This is a genomic window from Qipengyuania xiamenensis, assembly GCF_019711495.1.
GTDB classification, from domain to species: Bacteria; Pseudomonadota; Alphaproteobacteria; order Sphingomonadales; family Sphingomonadaceae; genus Qipengyuania; species Qipengyuania xiamenensis.
Map to the genome: position 1 here is coordinate 1,315,300 of NZ_JAIGNM010000001.1, position 16,890 is coordinate 1,332,189.

The 16,890-nt window shown below is 64.6% G+C and carries 15 protein-coding genes; 5 read left to right on the forward strand and 10 right to left on the reverse strand.

Going from position 1 to position 16,890, the window contains the following annotated elements; all coding sequences use genetic code 11:
• Position 1: 1 nt before the first annotated feature.
• The 3 genes from K3165_RS06725 to K3165_RS06735 are packed head-to-tail and all read right to left on the reverse strand — an operon-like array spanning position 2 to position 4,693.
• Positions 2 to 958, reverse strand: a complete 957-nt coding sequence (locus K3165_RS06725; RefSeq protein ID WP_221547985.1) for a dimethyl sulfoxide reductase anchor subunit family protein — start codon at positions 956 to 958, stop codon at positions 2 to 4.
• A gap of 13 nt (positions 959 to 971) precedes the next feature.
• A complete protein-coding gene (locus tag K3165_RS06730; protein ID WP_221547986.1) occupies positions 972 to 1,721 on the reverse strand; it encodes a 4Fe-4S dicluster domain-containing protein in 750 nt (249 codons plus the stop codon).
• Positions 1,718 to 4,693 (reverse strand): molybdopterin oxidoreductase family protein, encoded by a 2,976-nt coding sequence (locus tag K3165_RS06735; RefSeq protein WP_221547987.1) that lies wholly within the window; start codon positions 4,691 to 4,693, stop codon positions 1,718 to 1,720. Before K3165_RS06735 ends, K3165_RS06730 begins: the two co-directional genes overlap by 4 nt.
• Positions 4,694 to 4,879: 186 nt before the next feature.
• Between K3165_RS06735 and K3165_RS06740 the strand changes: the two genes are divergently transcribed.
• A complete protein-coding gene (locus K3165_RS06740) occupies positions 4,880 to 5,209 on the forward strand; it encodes an ArsR/SmtB family transcription factor (RefSeq protein ID WP_247713904.1) in 330 nt (109 codons plus the stop codon).
• 6 nt (positions 5,210 to 5,215) lie between these two features.
• On the opposite strand, the gene K3165_RS06745 is transcribed toward K3165_RS06740, so the two are convergent.
• Genes K3165_RS06745 through K3165_RS06755 form a run of 3 tightly spaced genes read right to left on the reverse strand, consistent with a single transcriptional unit; the run spans position 5,216 to position 6,998 of the window.
• Positions 5,216 to 5,635: a DUF6691 family protein gene (locus K3165_RS06745; protein ID WP_221547988.1), complete on the reverse strand. Its 420-nt coding sequence runs from the start codon at positions 5,633 to 5,635 to the stop codon at positions 5,216 to 5,218.
• Positions 5,632 to 6,066, reverse strand: coding sequence for a YeeE/YedE family protein (locus K3165_RS06750; protein ID WP_221547989.1), 435 nt, complete (start codon positions 6,064 to 6,066; stop codon positions 5,632 to 5,634). Before K3165_RS06750 ends, K3165_RS06745 begins: the two co-directional genes overlap by 4 nt.
• Complete coding sequence (locus K3165_RS06755; protein ID WP_221547990.1) at positions 6,063 to 6,998, reverse strand: MBL fold metallo-hydrolase; 936 nt, start codon at positions 6,996 to 6,998, stop codon at positions 6,063 to 6,065. Before K3165_RS06755 ends, K3165_RS06750 begins: the two co-directional genes overlap by 4 nt.
• A 119-nt stretch (positions 6,999 to 7,117) precedes the next feature.
• On the opposite strand from K3165_RS06755, the gene moaA reads away from it, so the two are divergent.
• Positions 7,118 to 8,143, forward strand: a complete 1,026-nt coding sequence (moaA, locus tag K3165_RS06760; RefSeq protein ID WP_221547991.1) for a GTP 3',8-cyclase MoaA — start codon at positions 7,118 to 7,120, stop codon at positions 8,141 to 8,143.
• An 8-nt stretch (positions 8,144 to 8,151) separates the two neighbouring features.
• Positions 8,152 to 9,336 carry a molybdopterin molybdotransferase MoeA gene (locus K3165_RS06765; protein WP_221547992.1) on the forward strand — a complete coding sequence of 395 codons (1,185 nt, stop codon included), beginning with the start codon at positions 8,152 to 8,154 and terminating at the stop codon, positions 9,334 to 9,336.
• A gap of 14 nt (positions 9,337 to 9,350) precedes the next feature.
• On the opposite strand, the gene hutU is transcribed toward K3165_RS06765, so the two are convergent.
• The 4 genes from hutU to hutI are packed head-to-tail and all read right to left on the reverse strand — an operon-like array spanning position 9,351 to position 14,542.
• Positions 9,351 to 11,021 (reverse strand): urocanate hydratase, encoded by a 1,671-nt coding sequence (gene hutU / locus K3165_RS06770; RefSeq protein ID WP_221547993.1) that lies wholly within the window; start codon positions 11,019 to 11,021, stop codon positions 9,351 to 9,353.
• Entirely contained in the window at positions 11,018 to 11,806 is a 789-nt protein-coding gene (gene hutG / locus K3165_RS06775; protein ID WP_221547994.1) for an N-formylglutamate deformylase, read from the reverse strand. The genes hutU and hutG overlap by 4 nt, the downstream gene beginning before the upstream one ends.
• Complete coding sequence (gene hutH / locus K3165_RS06780) at positions 11,803 to 13,338, reverse strand: histidine ammonia-lyase (protein ID WP_221547995.1); 1,536 nt, start codon at positions 13,336 to 13,338, stop codon at positions 11,803 to 11,805. The genes hutG and hutH overlap by 4 nt, the downstream gene beginning before the upstream one ends.
• Positions 13,328 to 14,542 carry an imidazolonepropionase gene (gene hutI, locus K3165_RS06785; protein WP_221547996.1) on the reverse strand — a complete coding sequence of 405 codons (1,215 nt, stop codon included), beginning with the start codon at positions 14,540 to 14,542 and terminating at the stop codon, positions 13,328 to 13,330. The genes hutH and hutI overlap by 11 nt, the downstream gene beginning before the upstream one ends.
• 65 nt (positions 14,543 to 14,607) lie before the next feature.
• Here hutI and K3165_RS06790 point away from each other — a divergent pair, with 65 nt between their 5' ends.
• Complete coding sequence (locus K3165_RS06790) at positions 14,608 to 15,978, forward strand: formimidoylglutamate deiminase (protein WP_221547997.1); 1,371 nt, start codon at positions 14,608 to 14,610, stop codon at positions 15,976 to 15,978.
• The gene (gene hutC / locus K3165_RS06795; protein ID WP_221547998.1) at positions 15,975 to 16,667 is read left to right on the forward strand and encodes a histidine utilization transcriptional repressor HutC; all 693 of its coding nucleotides are present in this window, start codon (positions 15,975 to 15,977) and stop codon (positions 16,665 to 16,667) included. The genes K3165_RS06790 and hutC overlap by 4 nt, the downstream gene beginning before the upstream one ends.
• The last annotated feature ends 223 nt before the right edge of the window (positions 16,668 to 16,890 follow it).

The following is a 16,890-nucleotide window of genomic DNA, read 5'->3' on the forward strand; positions in this document are numbered from 1 at the left end:
GTCAGACCGCCTGTTCGCCATAGTATAGCGTGACCGCATGCCGGGCCTCGGCGAAGAACAGCCAGCGTTCGGCCGCGAGGCCGATGGCGCAGGACAGCGTTGCCAGCGCGCTCAGGAGAAGAGGCATAAGTCCACCGGTGAGGTAGATCGTTGCCAGCAGGCAAAGGAAGGGCAGCACGAAGCCCAGTGCCACTGCGATCGTGCGCAGTTTTTCGGCATGCTTGCGGGCAATGCGGAAGCCCATTTCGCGCAGCAGGTAATTGTCATTGTCGTGCGGGCTGCCGGTCATCTCCACCTTGCCCAGGTGGCCGAGGCCGGTCGCCGTACCGGCCGTGCTGACAGGTGCCTCGTTGCGAATGAGGTTCCAGTAGGCGAGCTTGACCAGCAAGCCGGTCGCCAGCAGAGCGAGCGACAGCAGAGAGGTGATGGCCGCCGGTTTCGACTGGCCGAAGAGGTGGAAGATCGCGGTCAGCAGCACCGCGCCGCTCATCGGTCCAAGCACGAGATAGCCCGCCACCGTCCAGCCATTGTGCCATGCGGGGATAGGCCGCAGCGAGGCATAGATCATCGCCGTGCAATAAAGCGTCAGCAAGCTCAGGGCCGCGCCGGCGAGACCGGCCATTGCCGCTGCGCCGGAATTGGTGCCCATCACCACCCAGGCGAAGGCAAAGATGCCGAGCGGGACGAAAGCGATGATCGCCGCCAACCCTTCGCGCGATAGCCAGCTCGAGCGCCATTGCGACAGCGCGCGCCATGCGCGTTCGGGCCGGCCGAGGTGCAGGGTCGAGGACAGCAGGCCGGCGACGATCAGTGCGAAGGCAAGGCCGAGCGTCACGATGCCCAGCGAGGCATCTGGATAAACCTCGCCTAGCGCAGCGAGCACACCAAGCCAGATCATCATGCCGTAGCCCGCGCCGCTCGCGGTGGTGAAGAAGATGACGGATTTTGCCGGATGCATGTCCCTCAGCCCCTCACGAAAGAATCTTGTCGACCCAGCGCGCAATCAGGCCCGCGCCCTCGGTGCTGTCATCGGCGTGTTCTAGCATGCGCGGCGCCTTGTCACCTTCGCGCCCGTCCTGCCGTGGCCGTGGCGGGAGGTATTTATTGACCGGCTTGGTGCCCTGTTCCGGCATGAGGTCATAGCCGCCGCGCGCCGCGACCAGCTTCGAGACCTCGCTTTCCGGATCGCCAAGATCGCCGAAGCTGCGCGCACCTGCGGGGCAGGTCGAAACGCAGGCCGGCACGCGGCTCTCTTGCGGAAGGTTCTCGTTGTAGATCTTGTCGATGCAGAGCGTGCACTTCTTCATCACGCCTTCGTTCTCGTCATATTCGCGGGCGCCATAGGGACAAGCCCAGCTGCACAGCTTGCAGCCGATGCAGATGTCTTCGTTGACGAGGACGATGCCGTCTTCCTCGCGCTTGTAGCTGGCGCCGGTCGGGCACACGGTGACGCAGGGCGCATCCTCGCAGTGGAGGCAGGAGCGGGGGAAGTGGACCGTCTGGCCGTGACCCGCCTCGTCGGTGGTCTCGTAAGTGTGGACGCGGTTGAACCACACGCCGTCGGGCTTCTTGCCGTAGGGATCGTAATCGGTCAGCGGCGCGGACTTGGCGCCCGCATTCCATTCCTTGCAGTTCACCGCGCAGGCATGGCAGCCGACGCAGATATCGAGATCGACGACGAGCCCGAGCTTCTTGTCGGTTTTTTCGGGCAGGCTGGTCATGTCTCGTCGCTCACCCTGTTACCGCGTCCATCGCGAATGCCCTCGACCCAGCTGTGATTGGCGCTGCGCTGGCCAACGAATTCCTGCAATGGCTCCCTCCCGCCGGTATCCCCGCCCTGCAGGTCCTTGCCGAATTCCAGCGGTCCGTCCTTGCCTTCGAAGCGCTTGTCTATTGCCTCGAACACGGGCCAGGTCTCGCCCGCCTCCTCCTGGCTGCACTTCCTCAGCCGCACGCGGAGGTCATACCACGCCGCCTGCCCCGTCACCGGGTCGGAATTCGAATATTCCTTGACGCCTTTCTCGGGCAGCAGCTTCTCGGTGATAATGTGGTTGAGGAGGAAACCCTTCTCGAATTCGGGGCTGTCCTTGTCGAGGCCCCAAGCGCCCTTGCGCTTGCCGATCGCGTTCCACGTCCAGACCACCGACGGGTTCACGCCGGTCACCAGCCGCACCTGCGCCTTCACCCGCCCGCGCCCGTTCTCGATCCAGACCCAGTCATCGTCCTCGAGGTCATGCTTCGCCGCCAGATCGCGGTGCATGTGCAGCTTGTTGGCACTCGTGATCTGGCGCAGCCACGCGTTCTGGCTGCCCCAGCTGTGATACATGTGCATGGGGCGCTGTGAGAGCGCGTGGACGGGGAATTCCTCGCCACCCTCGTCCCTCTCGAGAAAAGGCTGGTACCAGATCGGCAGCGGGTCGAAATAGGTTTCGATCCGTGTCCGCTGCGCCTCGGGCGGTTGGATGTCGCCATGTCCCTGCGCCGCGAGACGGAATTTCTGCAAGTCTTCGTTATATAGCTGGAAGGTGATCGGATCGGCATGGCCCAGCCATGCCATCTTCTTCGCGTATTGCAGGTACTCGCGATTGGCGAACTTCATGAACTGCGCGGAGAGCGGTAGCTCCTCGTGCCAGAAGCACCCGTTCTCGATGTAGCGGGTGAGCTGGTCGGGATTGACTGCGCCGACGCCCGACTTGCTCCCGTCCTCGCCGCGCCAGCCCGACAGCGGCCCGACACCCGGCGCGCGCTCGTGATTGACTATGTAGTCCTCGTAGCCACCCGGGAATTTGGGCGAACCGTCCTCGTTCGTCATGCCCGGCAGGCCGAGCCTTGCCCCGATATCGAGCAGCACGGTCTGGAAGGGCCGCACATCGCGGTCGAGAGGAAGGACCGGCTGGCGGATGGCATCGCCGCCGCCATGGGCCGAGCTGATCGGCCGGTCGAGCATCGAGATGCAGTCCCACCGCTCCAGATAGGTCGTGTCGGGCAGGATCAGGTCGCAATAGGGGACCGTCTCGGAATAGAAGGCATCGGAGTAGATGATCTTCGGGATGACGTATTCGCCATCCTCGCGCTTCTTCGTGAAGTACCCCAGCGTCTCGGGGATATTCATCGAGCTGTTCCACGCCATGTTGGCCATGAACATGAAAAGCACGTCGATACGGTAGGGATCGTGGTTCGCCGCATTATGCAGCACCATGTGCATCATGCCGTGGAGCGCGAGCGGGTGCTCCCAGCTGAATGCCTTGTCGATCCGCAGCGGGTCGCCGTGCTGATCGACGATCAGGTCTTCGGGCGAGCGCGGAAATCCCAGTGGCGGTCCGTCGAGCGGCAGCCCCGCTTCCGCCTTGGGCCACGCCGCCTTTATGCCAGGCGGTATCGGTTTGGGGAACGGCGCCTTGTAGCGCCAGCCGCCCGGGCAATCGACCGAGCCAAGCAGCGCCTGCAGGATATGGATTGCACGGCAGGTGTGGAATCCGTTCGAATGCGCCGAGATGCCGCGCATTGCGTGGAAACTCACCGGACGGCCGACGAACTTTTCGTGATGGCGGCCCCAGGCGTCGACCCAGGGCTCCTCGACCACGATTTCCTTCTCGAAAGCCGTCTCAGCCAGTTCTGCGGCGATACGGCGGGTGACCTCCGCAGGAATGCCGGTGGTTTCTGCCACGGCATCGGGTGAGAATTCCGCGCCGAGATACCGCTCGGCGAGCAATTGGAAGGACGGCACCACAGTGCGCCCGTTGACCGTCCGCTCACCCGCGAAAGCCGGTTTCAGGTGGACGGCGTTGGCATGGACTGCCTTGCCCTGTTCGAGGCACCAGGCGAGCGGCCCGCCATCTGACGCGCGCAGGAATAGCCCGTCATCTGACGCACCCGGCTCGCGGATCACCAGCCACGGCGCATTCGAATAGCGCGCAAGGCTCGACCAATCGATCTTCTCGGCGCGTAGCAATTCGTGGATGATCGCGAAGACGAACAACCCGTCTGTCCCGGGCCGGATGCCGATCCACTCGTCCGCAATCGCGGAATAGCCGGTGCGCACCGGATTGACCGAGACGAATTTGGTCCCCTGCCGCGTTTTGAGATTGCCGAGCCCCAACTTTATCGGATTGCTGTCATGGTCGTCGGCCACGCCGAACATCATGTGATAGAGCGTGCGTTCCCAGTCGGGCTCGCCGAACTCCCAGAAGGCGCCACCGAGAGTGTAGAGCCCGCCAGCCGCCATGTTGACCGAACAGAAGCCGCCATGGGCTGCGAAATTATGCGTGCCGAACTGGCTTGCCCACCAGCCGGTGAGCGATTGCGACTGGTCGCGTCCGGTGAAGAAGGCGAGCTTGCCCGGATCGCGCTGGCGCACTTCGCCGAGCCATTGGGTGGCAAGATCGAGCGCCTCGTCCCACTCGATTTCCCTGAACTCGCCCGATCCGCGTTCTCCGACGCGCAGCAGCGGCTTGGTCAGCTTGGCAGGCGCCTTCTGGTGCATGATACCCGCGCTGCCCTTGGCGCACAGTACACCCTTGTTCACCGGATGGTCGGGATTGCCCTCGATATAGCGGATGGCGCCGTTCTTCAGGTGCACCTTTATGCCGCAGCGGCAGGCACACATGTAGCAGGTAGAAGTCTTCACCTCGTCGCCGACTTGCGGCGAGAGGCCAACGTCCTCGCGGACAGTCTCGAACGGATTTATGCCCATCTCCCTCCGTCGGACGGCGAGCCTCTACAATCCTCGCCACCCCTGCCCTGCTATTACAGGGCAATGGCGGCAGGGCAACCGGATCGCTGCAAAGACCCCTCGGCGATTGCCTTATCCGCCGACAAAGGGTAATTTCACGAAGCTTTCAAAACAGGCTTCGGGTTTAGCAGGGGAATAAGACTGGCCATGGAAATGCCCATGGAAGACATGCAGAAGAACGCTTCGCGTGCGACGGCTTTGCTGAAGTCGATGGCTAACGAGTGGCGCCTGCTGATCCTGTGCCAGCTTTCCCAGAAGGAAATGACGGTCGGTGAGCTGACCGAGCTCGTCCCGCTATCGCAATCCGCGCTCTCGCAGCACCTGTCGGTCCTGCGGCGCGAGAAGCTCGTGAAGACGCGGCGCAGTTCGCAGTTCATCCACTACTCGCTCGACAGCGAAGAGGTGAAAGCCGTGATCGGCACGCTCTACGAACTGTATTGCGCGCCTGCCGACGAAGGTGGCCTGCCGGGCTGCTGAACGGGTTCAGCCTTTGAACATCACCCGGTGGAGCGCCATCCCCGCCATGAGGCTGGCGAGGAAAACCACCGCTTGGAGCGGAGCGATCGCGAGGATCGCGAAGCCCGGGCCGGGGCATAGTCCCGCCAGACCCCACCCGATCCCGAACAGCGTCGCGCCCGACACCAGCTGGGGCGTGAGGTCCGACCGCTCGGGCAGGGCGAAAGCCTGCGCGAAAATCGGCTTGGTCATGCGCGGCACGAACCGCCATGCCACGGCCATCACCAGCACAGCGCCGCCCATGACGAAGGCCAGGGTCGGATCCCATGCGCCGAAAATGTCGAGAAAGCCGCGAATGCGCGCCGGATCGGTCATCCCGCCAAGCGCGAGGCCCGCGCCGAAGAGGAGCCCCGAAGCGAGCGGGGGCAAGTAATTGCGCAGGATCATCCGATTGCTCCCAAAAGGGCGACGGTAGCGATACCGGAGGCCATGAAGGTCAGCGTCGCCACGATCGAGCGCTGCGACAGACGGCTCACGCCGCAAACGCCGTGCCCGCTCGTGCACCCACTGCCGAGCCGCGCGCCGAAGCCGACGAGGACGCCTGCCACTGCCAGCAAGGGCAGCGACACGAATTCGGGGTTCAGCCCGCCCTTGAGCGTGGCCACGATGGCCGCACCCAGCGGCAAGCCGATCAGGAACAGCCACGCCGATCGTTTGGACATGCCTTCACTGCTCAGACCGACGGCGCGGCTGGCGATGCCCGACACGCCGACGATACGACCGGCACCGAGCAGCAGCAAGGCTCCGGCCAGGCCGATCAGCACGCCGCCAGCAAGCCCGTCGACAGGCGCCGCGTCTGGAAATCCGGGCAGCATCATAGCGTGTTCACCGGTATCTTGATGTAGCTCACACCGTTCTCCTCGGGTTCGGGAAGATGTCCGCCGCGCATGTTCACCTGCACGCCCGGCATGATCAGCTTGGGCATGGCGAGAGTGCGATCACGCGCCGTGCGCATTTCGACGAATTCGTCCTCGCTCGTGCCTTCCTTCACGTGGACATTGCCCTCGCGCTGTTCGGCGACGCTGCTTTCCCAGGCATATTTGTCCCTGCCCGGCGCCTTGTAATCGTGGCACATGAACAGGCGCGTCTGCGCGGGCAGCGAGAGAAGGCGGCGGGTCGAGCGGAACAGGACCCGCGCATCACCGCCGGGGAAGTCGGCACGCGCCGTGCCGAAGTCGGGCATGAACAACGTGTCACCGATAAACGCGGCATTGCCGATCACGATGGCATAGTCGGCGGGCGTGTGGCCCGGGACGTGGAGCGCAGTGCCTTCGATCCGGCCGAGCGTGAACGTCTCTCCGTCCGTGAAGAGATGATCGAACTGCGATCCGTCGCGCTCGAAATCGCTGCCGGCATTGAAAAGCTTGCCGAAGACTTCCTGGACCTGCGTGATCTCACGGCCGATGGCGAGCTTCCCGCCGAGCTTTTCCTGCAGGTAGGGCGCAGCCGAAAGATGGTCGGCATGCGCGTGCGTTTCGATCAACCATTCGACTGTCAGGTCGTTCTTGCGCACGTGGTCGAGGATGAGATCGGCCGATTCATGCGAGGTACGGCCCGATGCCGCGTCATAGTCGAGCACCGAATCGATGATCGCACACTGGCGCGTTTCCGGGTCATGGACCACGTAGCTGACCGTGTTCGTTTCCTCGTCGAAAAATGCCTTGATTTCAGGCTGCAGCGCCGCGTCGGCAAGAGCACGTTCGACCTGCCCTGCGGCTGCCTCGATTACATTGTCATCGGTATGGGTCATGGCGTCACCTTTATATGCGCAATATCTAATATACCTGCAGCGATAGTCAATGCCGGCTTGTCGGATTCCCTCATCACGCGACTGGCCAAGGGGCCGAACTGCGACTAGGAATCGCGCTCATGGCGTTATTCGACCCTCCGGCTTCCGCGCCAAATGGCGAAACACGCGGATTGCGGGACGGTTTCGGTCGGCATTTCTCCTACCTGCGCATATCGCTGACCGAGAAATGCAACTTCCGCTGCACCTATTGCCTGCCGGAGGGCTTCAGGAAACAAACGGGATTGGCGCCGGAACTTTCCCGCGACGAAATCCTGCGTGCCGTGCGCGGCTTCGCACGTCTCGGCCTCTGGAAGTTCCGCCTTACCGGAGGCGAACCCACGGTAAGGCCGGACTTTGCCGAAATCCTCGAGGCTGTCGCGGACGTTCCGGGCGCCGAACGCATTGCCCTGACCACCAATGGATACCGTCTCGCGCAAAACGCGAAGGCATGGCGGGAAAGCGGGCTCGACGCAGTCAACGTGAGCATCGACACGCTCGATCCGGAAGGCTTCGCAAAGATCACGGGCCATGACCGCCTGCAAGAGGTGATTGCCGGGATCGATGCCTGTCTCGACGCAGGCTTCGACGCGGTGAAGGTCAACAGCGTGCTGATGAAATCGCTGGGCGCAAGTGACTGGGAGGACATCCTGGCCTTCGTGGCCGACCGCCCGGTCACCTGGCGCTTCATCGAGCTGATGCGCACCAACGACAATGCCGGCTTCCATCGCGGTGAAGCCCTGCCCGGCGAAGTTATCCGCTCCCGCCTGCTCAAAGAGGGCTGGCAGGCACGCCCCCGCCAAGCCGGTGCCGGTCCTTCCAACGACTATCTTCACCCGGCGAGGCGCGGTTCGATCGGGCTGATCTCACCCTATGCCTCCGGCTTTTGCGAAAGCTGCAATCGCCTGCGCCTGTCGAGCCGTGGCAAGCTGCATCTGTGCCTGTTCGGTGACGAGGGCCTCGACCTGCGCGACCTCCTGCAATCCGACGACCAGCTCGATGCGCTGGTGGACCGGATCCGCGCTGCCATGCCCACCAAGATGCGCGCGCATCGCCTGCATGACGGGAACAGCGGACAGACCCCGCATCTCGCCTCGATCGGAGGCTGACAGCGCGCATGCTCGATTTCGATGCCGCGATCGGGAAGCTGGAAGCCGCGGTCCATTCTTTGGCGACCGAAGAACTGCCTCTCGCCGAGGCAGCGGCCCGCTTCCTCGCCCGGGACCTGTGCGCGCGCGGCGATGCACCGGCGAGGGCAATCTCCGCGATGGATGGCTATGCAGTGGCAGAAGCGTCGACGCGCCCGGGAGAATGGCTGACCGTCGCACATGAGATCAAGGCAGGCGCGGCCGATCCCGGCGCGCTGTCTGGCGGGGAGATCGCAAGGATCTTCACCGGTGCTCCGCTCCCTGAAGGTGCCGATTGCGTCATCATGCAGGAATATGCGGAGCGCGATGGCGACAGGGCCCGCTTCTCGGAAGGCTACGGCCCTGCCCGCCACGTCCGCGAGGCCGGGAGCGATTTTCGCGCCGGCGACATCCTCCTGAAGCGCGGCACCAGGCTGACGCCGCGTGCCATGGTCTCGGCCGCCGCAGCCGATGTCGCGGCAGTCGAGGTTTATGCCCGCCCGCGCATCGCCATCATTGCGACCGGCGACGAACTCGCTCCTCCCGGCAGCGCTTTCGAGACACCCGGGGCATTGCCGGAATCGGCCAGTTTCGGGGTCGCTGCGATGGCCGAAGAGATGGGTGCGCAGATCGTTTCCCGCTCGCGTGGAAGCGACGATTTGGACGAGTTGACCGGGCTGGCGGGACAGGCTCTCGACAAGGCGGACTGCGTGGTGGTCACTGGCGGCGCTTCGGTCGGAGACCATGATCTGGCCCGCCCGATGTTCGGCGAGGCCGGCCTCGACCTCGTCTTTTCGAGGATCGCCATCAAGCCGGGAAAACCCGTCTGGCTCGGCACATCGCGTGGCAAGATGGTCATCGGGCTGCCGGGCAATCCGACTTCGGCGATGGTGACCGCGCGCCTTTTCTTAAGGCCGCTGCTGGCCGCCATGCAGGGTGGCTCGGTTGCCGGACAGCTCCAGTTCCTCCCGATGCCGCTGGGCGCCGCCCTGCCGCCGACCGGCTCGCGCGAGACCTTCGTCCGCGCGCGGGGCACGCCAGACGGACTGGTGCCGCGCAGCAACCAAGAGAGCGGGTCGCAGGCTCCGCTGGCAGAGGCCGACTGGCTCATCCGGAGGCCGGCGGACACTCCCGCGTGTGAAGCGGGCGGCATGGTGCAGGCGCTGGCCTTCTGACGGGCGCGGGCGCGCTAGCCGAGGATGCCCGGCAGGTTCAGCCCCTTCTCGCGCGCACAATCCGCAGCGTCCTCGTAGCCCGCGTCGGCATGACGCATGACGCCGGTTGCCGGGTCGTTCCAGAGCACGCGTTCGAGCCGCCGCGCGGCATCCTCGGTCCCGTCGGCGACGATGACCATGCCGGCATGCTGGGAAAAACCCATGCCGACGCCGCCACCATGATGCAGGCTGACCCATGTAGCCCCGCTGGCTGTGTTGAGGAGAGCGTTGAGCAACGGCCAGTCGCTGACCGCGTCCGAACCGTCCTTCATCGCCTCGGTTTCGCGATTGGGGCTGGCGACCGATCCTGAATCGAGGTGGTCGCGTCCGATCACGACCGGTGCCTTAAGCTCGCCATTCGCCACCATCTCGTTGAAGGCGAGGCCGAGCCGGTGGCGATCGCCCAGACCCACCCAGCAGATACGCGCGGGTAAGCCCTGGAAGGCAATCCGCTCGCGGGCCATGTCGAGCCAGTTGTGGAGGTGGTGGTTGTCGGGCAGCAGCTCCTTCACCTTGGCATCGGTCTTGTAGATGTCTTCCGGATCGCCCGAGAGTGCAGCCCAGCGGAACGGGCCGACCCCGCGGCAGAAGAGCGGGCGGATATAGGCAGGGACGAAGCCGGGGAAGTCGAAGGCGTTCTCCAGCCCCTCTTCGAGCGCGACCTGTCGGATATTGTTTCCATAATCGAGCGTCGGCACGCCCGCGTTCCAGAAGGCCAGCATGGCTTCGACCTGCTTCTTCATCGAGGCGCGCGCGGCCTTTTCGACCGCCTTGGGATCGCTTTCGCGCTTTTCGCGCCATTCGCCCATGGTCCAGCCTTCGGGGAGGTAGCCATTGACCGGATCGTGCGCGCTGGTCTGGTCGGTGACGATGTCGGGCCGCACTCCGCGCTTCACCAGTTCGGGGAAAATCTCGGCGGCATTGCCGAGCAGGCCGACCGACTTGGCCTCGCCCGCAGCAGTCCAACGCTCGATCATTTCGAGGGCCTCGTCCACGCTGTCGGTCTTCTCGTCGAGGTAACGGGTGCGCAGGCGGAAATCGATGCTTTCCGGATTGCACTCGACCGCGAGGCAGCAGGCACCCGCCATCACCGCAGCGAGCGGCTGCGCGCCGCCCATGCCGCCAAGCCCCCCGGTGAAGATCCACTTGCCGGTGAGGTCACCGCCATAATGCTTGCGGCCCGCCTCGACGAAAGTCTCATAAGTGCCCTGCACGATGCCCTGCGTGCCGATGTAGATCCACGATCCCGCGGTCATCTGGCCGTACATCATCAGGCCCTTCCGATCGAGCTCGCTGAAGTGCTCCCAGTTCGCCCAGTGCGGCACGATGTTGGAGTTGGCGATGAGCACGCGCGGAGCATCGCTATGCGTGCGGAACACGCCTACTGGCTTGCCCGACTGGACGAGCAACGTCTCGTCGTCCGACAGCGTCTTGAGGCTGGTCAGGATCTGGTCGAAATCGCTCCAGCTGCGCGCCGCACGGCCGATGCCGCCATAGACCACCAGCTCGTCGGGGTTCTCGGCCACTTCACGGTCGAGATTGTTCTGGATCATGCGGAACGGCGCTTCTGTCTGCCAGCTGCCGCAGGTTAGGTCGGGGCCGGTGGGCGCTTTCACGTCGCGGGCATTGCGGCGGTCGATGGTCATGTGAGGTCTCCGAAAGTGCTTTCGATGCCGGCAAAGACCGCGGCGAGCGTATCGCGCAGCTTCGCGGCCTTGTCGGGGAAATAGGCGAAGGGCGGTTCTTCCGCCGCGAGATAGGCGCTTTGCGCGATCTCCATCTGGACGGCGTGGATGTTCTCTGCAGGCTGCCCGTAGTGGCGCGTGGTCCAGCCGCCCTTGAAGCGGCCATTGAGGACGTGGCTGAAAGCGCTTGCGGCACAGGCCTGCTCGACTGCGCTCTCGATCTGGGGGGCGCAGGATACACCCGAATTGGTCCCGATGTTGAGCACGGGCAATTCGCCTTCGAACAGGTAGGGCACGTGGCTGCGGATCGAATGGCAATCGTAAAGGACGGCGAACCCGTGCTGCGCTTTCACCCGCGCGAGCTGATCGGTCAGCGCCGCGTGATAGGGCGCATGGAACTCGGACTTTCGCCGCTCGATCTCGGCGGCCTCCGGCTCCTCCCGCCAGATCGACTTCGCATCGAAATCGGTCAGCGGGACGAGCGAGGTCGTGTTCTGCCCCGGATAGAGCGAGGCATCGTCGGGCGGACGGTTCGCATCGATGACATAACGATTGAAGTTTGCGCGAACGATGGTCGCGTCGGGGACCAGTCCTTCGTAAAGCTCGGGGATACGCCAGTCTGTGTCGAACAGTTCTCGCGCACCGGGTTCGAGCGCCTCGAGGATATGGTCCGGCAGCCACGTCCCCGAATGCGGCTGCGCAAGGACGATCGGCGAATTACCGGTCTCGACACTGACCGGGTTCATCCCAAGGCCTCGCCGATCGAGGCTTCGTGAAGTCCCTCGCAAAGCGGACCCGATGCAAGCAGTTCAGCTGCGGCCGAAATATCGCCATCGACCATGCGATCGCTGTCCAGCGTCGGCGAGGCTTCGCGGACGCGCGCCATCACCGACTGGAGCGCATCGCTGGTGCTGAGCGGGGCGCGGAATTCGATCCCCTGCACTGCCGACATTGCCTCGATACCGAGGATCGCGGAGAGGTTCTCGTTCATCTCGATCAACCGGCGTCCGGCATGGCAGGCCATCGACACATGGTCTTCCTGATTGGCCGAGGTGGGGGTGGAATCCACCGTACGCGGATTGGCGAGCGCGCGGTTTTCGCTCATGAGCGCAGCCGAAGTGACTTCCGCAATCATCAGGCCCGATTGCAGGCCCGGATCGGCGGACAGGAAAGCGGGCAGGCCGAAGCTGAGCGACGGATCGACCAGCAGGGCGACGCGGCGCTGCGCGATGCTTCCGACCTCGGAGACTGCCAGGGCAATGGCGTCTGCTGCCAGCCCCACCGGCTCGGCATGGAAATTGCCGCCCGAGACCACTTCGCCGTCGGACAGGACCAGCGGATTGTCGGTCACCGCATTGGCCTCGGTGCGAAGGACGTGGCCTGCATGGCGCAACTGGTCGAGGCATGCGCCCACGACCTGCGGAGCGCAGCGCAGGCAATAGGGGTCCTGCACGCGCAGATCGTCTTCGCGGTGGCTTTCCCGGATTTCCGACCCTTCAAGCAAATCGCGCACGATCCGCGCTGCGTCGATCTGGCCGCGATGACCGCGCAGGGTGTGGATCTCGTCGCGAAATGGCGCCGAGGACCCCATAGCCGCATCGATCGACAGCGCGGTCGTGACCAGCGAATTGGTGGCGAGGCTCCACGCATCGAACAGGCCGACCAGCGCCAGGGCCGCCGAAACCTGCGTCCCGTTGAGAAGCGCGAGACCTTCCTTGGCCTGCAGTTCGACCGGCTCCAGACCTGCCTTCTGCAAGGCAGCGCCAGCCGCCATGCGCTCGCCCTTGTAGAACGCCTCGCCCTCACCGATGAGCGTGGCGGCCACATGGGCCAGCGGCGCGAGATCTCCCGAGGCGCCGACCGATCCTTTTTCGGGCACGAGCGGGATGACATCGCTCGCGACCATCTGCTGGAGGCGTTCGATTACCACCGGACGCACCGCCGAGGCCCCGCGTCCGAGCGAAATGCACTTCAGCGCAATGATCAGGCGGACCACATCGGCGGGCAACGGCTTGCCGAAGCCCGCGCTGTGCGAGAGCACGATATTGCGTTGGAGAGCAGCAAGGTCGCTATCCGCGATCCGCACGCTGGCGAGCTTTCCGAAGCCGGTGTTCACGCCGTAAAGCGCATCGCCCTTCGACACGGCCTTTTCGAGCCTTTCGACGGCGCCCGCGACCTCGCCCATGGCCTCGCCCGAGATATGGAAGGCCGACCCGTCGCGGTACAGCGCCTCGAGTTGCGCCATGCCGACCTGGCCGGGCGAGAGCTCAACGCTCATGGAATTCTCCGTTCACGATCCGCCCGCGCAGCAGATCGCCGCCGAGCCAGTAGCCGAGGTAATCGGGATGCTGCACCTGCCACACGGCAAGGTCGGCGCGCTTGCCCGCTTCGATGGTACCGTACTCATCCGACAGGCCCAGCGCTGTGGCGGCATGACGCGTGGCTCCCGCAAGCGCCTCGGCAGGCGTCAGGCGGAACAGCGTGCAGGCCATGCCCATCGCCAGCCGGAGCGAGGACATGGGCGAGCTCCCGGGATTGGCATCGGTCGCGACAGCTATTCCCACTCCATGCTCGCGCAGGGCATCGACCGGCGGCAGCTGGGTTTCGCGTAGAGTGAAGAAGGCGCCCGGCAGCAGCACTGCGACCGTGCCGTTCGCGGCCAGCGACGCTGCATCTTCCGGCGCAAGATATTCGAGGTGATCGGCCGAGAGCGCTGTGAACTCCGACGCGAGCACCGCGCCCTTGAGATCGCTCAGCTGCTCTGCATGCAGCTTGACCGGCAGGCCAAGTTCGCGCGCCACTTCAAATACGCGGCGGACCTGTTCGGGAGTGAAACCGATGTTCTCGCAGAAGGCATCGACCGCATCGACGAGACCTTCCGCATGCGCCTGTCGCAATCCGGCGATCGCGACCTCGTCCACGTAATCGTCCGCGCGGCCTTCGTACTCGGGCGGCAGCGCATGGGCAGCCAGCCATGTCGTGCGGATACGCACCGGCCGGTGCTGTTCGATACTGCGCGCGACGCGAAGCATGCGCATTTCGTGGTCGATGGTGAGGCCGTAGCCGGACTTGACCTCGATCACCGCCACCCCGTCGGCAAGCAGATCGTCGACGCGGACCAGCGCAGCGGCCAGCAATTCCTCGTCGCTCGCCTCGCGTGTCGCCTTCACGGTCGAGCGGATACCGCCGCCCGCACGCGCGATTTCCTCATAGCTCGCCCCGCCGAGCCGCATGGCGAATTCCTGCGCACGGTCGCCGCCGAAAACGAGGTGACTATGGCATTCGAGAAGGGCCGGGGTGACCAGTGCACCGCCGAGATCGGTATCGGGAAAATCAGCGTACTCGGAAGGCAAATCCTGCGCGGGGCCAACCCAAGCGATCCGGTCTCCATCGACAGCGATGGCCGCGTTCTCGATCAGGCCATAGCCCTTGCCGGCGCTCATGGTCGCTGCACCGCATCCGTTGAAGACCCTACGACTCATGGGCTTGCGCTTCCCCTCTATGCGTGATTATGTATGCACATAATATTGGAAAGGCGCAAGCTGCTATGGCCGGTGAAATCTCTGCGCGGCAGGTCCTGACCCCGGGCGGCTGGCTCGCAAACCATGTGGTCCGCTGGGACGATACCGGTACGATCACCTATCTCGGCGAGGACGGCTTCGATGCCGCGAGTGCCGTGGGCACGCTGATCCCGGGCCTTGCCAATTTGCACACGCACAGTTTCCAGCGCGCCATGGCGGGCCTTGCCGAGACGCGCGGCCCATCAGGGTCGGACGATTTCTGGAGCTGGCGGCAGGTCATGTACCGCTTCCTCGACATCCTCACGCCCGACCATATCGAGGCGATCGCCGCGCAGGTGCAGATGGACATGGCGCTGGCGGGCTTCACCGCCTCGGCAGAGTTCCACTACCTCCACCACCAGCCGGGCGGCGGGCATTTCGACGACCCCTCCGAAACATCGCAGCGCATCTTCGCGGCGAGCGAGACCAGCGGCATCGGGCTGACCCATCTACCCGTGCTCTACAGCTATGGCGGGCTCGACAAGCGGGCATTGAACCAGGGCCAGTCACGCTTCGGATGCGGCCCTGCCGAGTTCGAGGCGCTTTACGCGACCATCGCGGACGCCGCAGGGCGCATGCCGTCCGACTTCCGCCTCGGCGTCGCGCCACACTCGCTGAGGGCCGTCGACGTCGAAGGCCTCGAAACATGCCTCGATCTGTGCCCCGACGGACCGATCCACATCCATGCCGCCGAACAGGTCAAGGAAATCGAGGAGGTGGAGGCCGCGCTCGGCGCACGGCCGGTCCGCTGGCTGCTCGACAATATGCCCGTCGACGAGCGCTGGTGCCTGATCCACGCGACGCATGCCGATGATGGCGAAACGTCGGGACTGGCGCGCTCGGGCGCTGTCGCAGGCCTTTGCCCGACCACCGAGGCAAACCTGGGCGATGGCATCTTTCCTGCACGAGATTTCCTCGAGGCAGGTGGGCGGTTCGGCGTCGGGTCGGATTCCAATATCCGCATTTCGGCGGCCGAAGAACTGCGCATGCTTGAAGTCTCGCAGCGCCTTGCCCTGCGCCAGCGCGCGGTGCTGACAAACGACGAGACCCGCTCCAACGGGCACAACTTGCTTGAGCGAGCGGCGAGCGGCGGCGCGCAGGCTATCGGACGCAAGGCAGGCTCTATCGAGACAGGCCAGCTTGCCGACCTCGTCGCCCTTCGCGACGATCTCCCCTTCCTCGACTGGTCCGATCCCGACCAGCGCATCGACAGCTGGGTGTTCGGTGTAGAGGGCAATCCGGTCAACGAGGTCTGGTCGGCCGGCCGCCATATCGTGACCGGCGGCGACCATGTCCGCGCTGGCGAAATCCGCCGCATGTTTGCCGCGACCATGGCCGAGTTGCGGAGCGCCCTGTGAACGGCGTCACCCACGGCGGCATCCGCGAGGCCATCCGCAATCGGATCGTTGCCGGTGAATGGAAGCTCGGCGAACTGATCCCCGGCGAAATGGAGTTCGCCGCCGAGTACGAGTGTTCGCGCACCACCGTGAACCGCGCACTGCAGGCGCTCGCGGACGAGGGTATCGTCGAGCGCAAGCGCAAGGGCGGCACACGGGTCCGGCCGATGCCCGCCCCGCAGGCGCAGCTGAAAATCCCGATCATCCGCGAGCAGGTCGAAAGCCGCGACGCGGCCTATTCGGTCAGGATAGTGCGCCGCGAAACTCTCGCCCCGACAGAAGAAATCGCGCAGTTACTGGGCCTGGGGCAAGAGGGCCGCTGCGCTTATCTCGAGACGCTGCACCTGTCCGACGAACGTCCCTTCGTATTCGAACGTCGCTGGGTGAATCTCGGGACGGTTCCCGATTTCGAAGAGGCCGACCTCGATCAGACGAGCGCCAATGAATGGCTGATCCGCACCGTGCCCTTCACCCGCGGCGATGTCAGCCTCTGCGCAACCAGCGCCGACGCCAAACTGACCTCCGTTCTGGGGGTCGAGCAAGGCGAGGCGCTCTTCACCATGAAACGCGTGACCTGGCTGGGCCAGCGCTCCGTCACCGCGACGCAGCTCTATTACGCAACCGGATACAGTCTCGATTTCGCCATCTAGGCTGACGCGTGAGGGACGCTTTTCGGGAAACTGAATTTTCGGGAAAATGGTGCCCAGAAGAGGACCCAAATAACTCATTCAAATCATTGATATTTTTGCTCAATCCGGAATGCGCGCAAGCGAAGCCCCGAGGCAAGGCCCCTAGCACACGCCCCCGCTGAAGGGCACCCGACGATGTCCGGAATGTCCGAGTCGACAACCGGCATTGTACGCCCGCGAACGG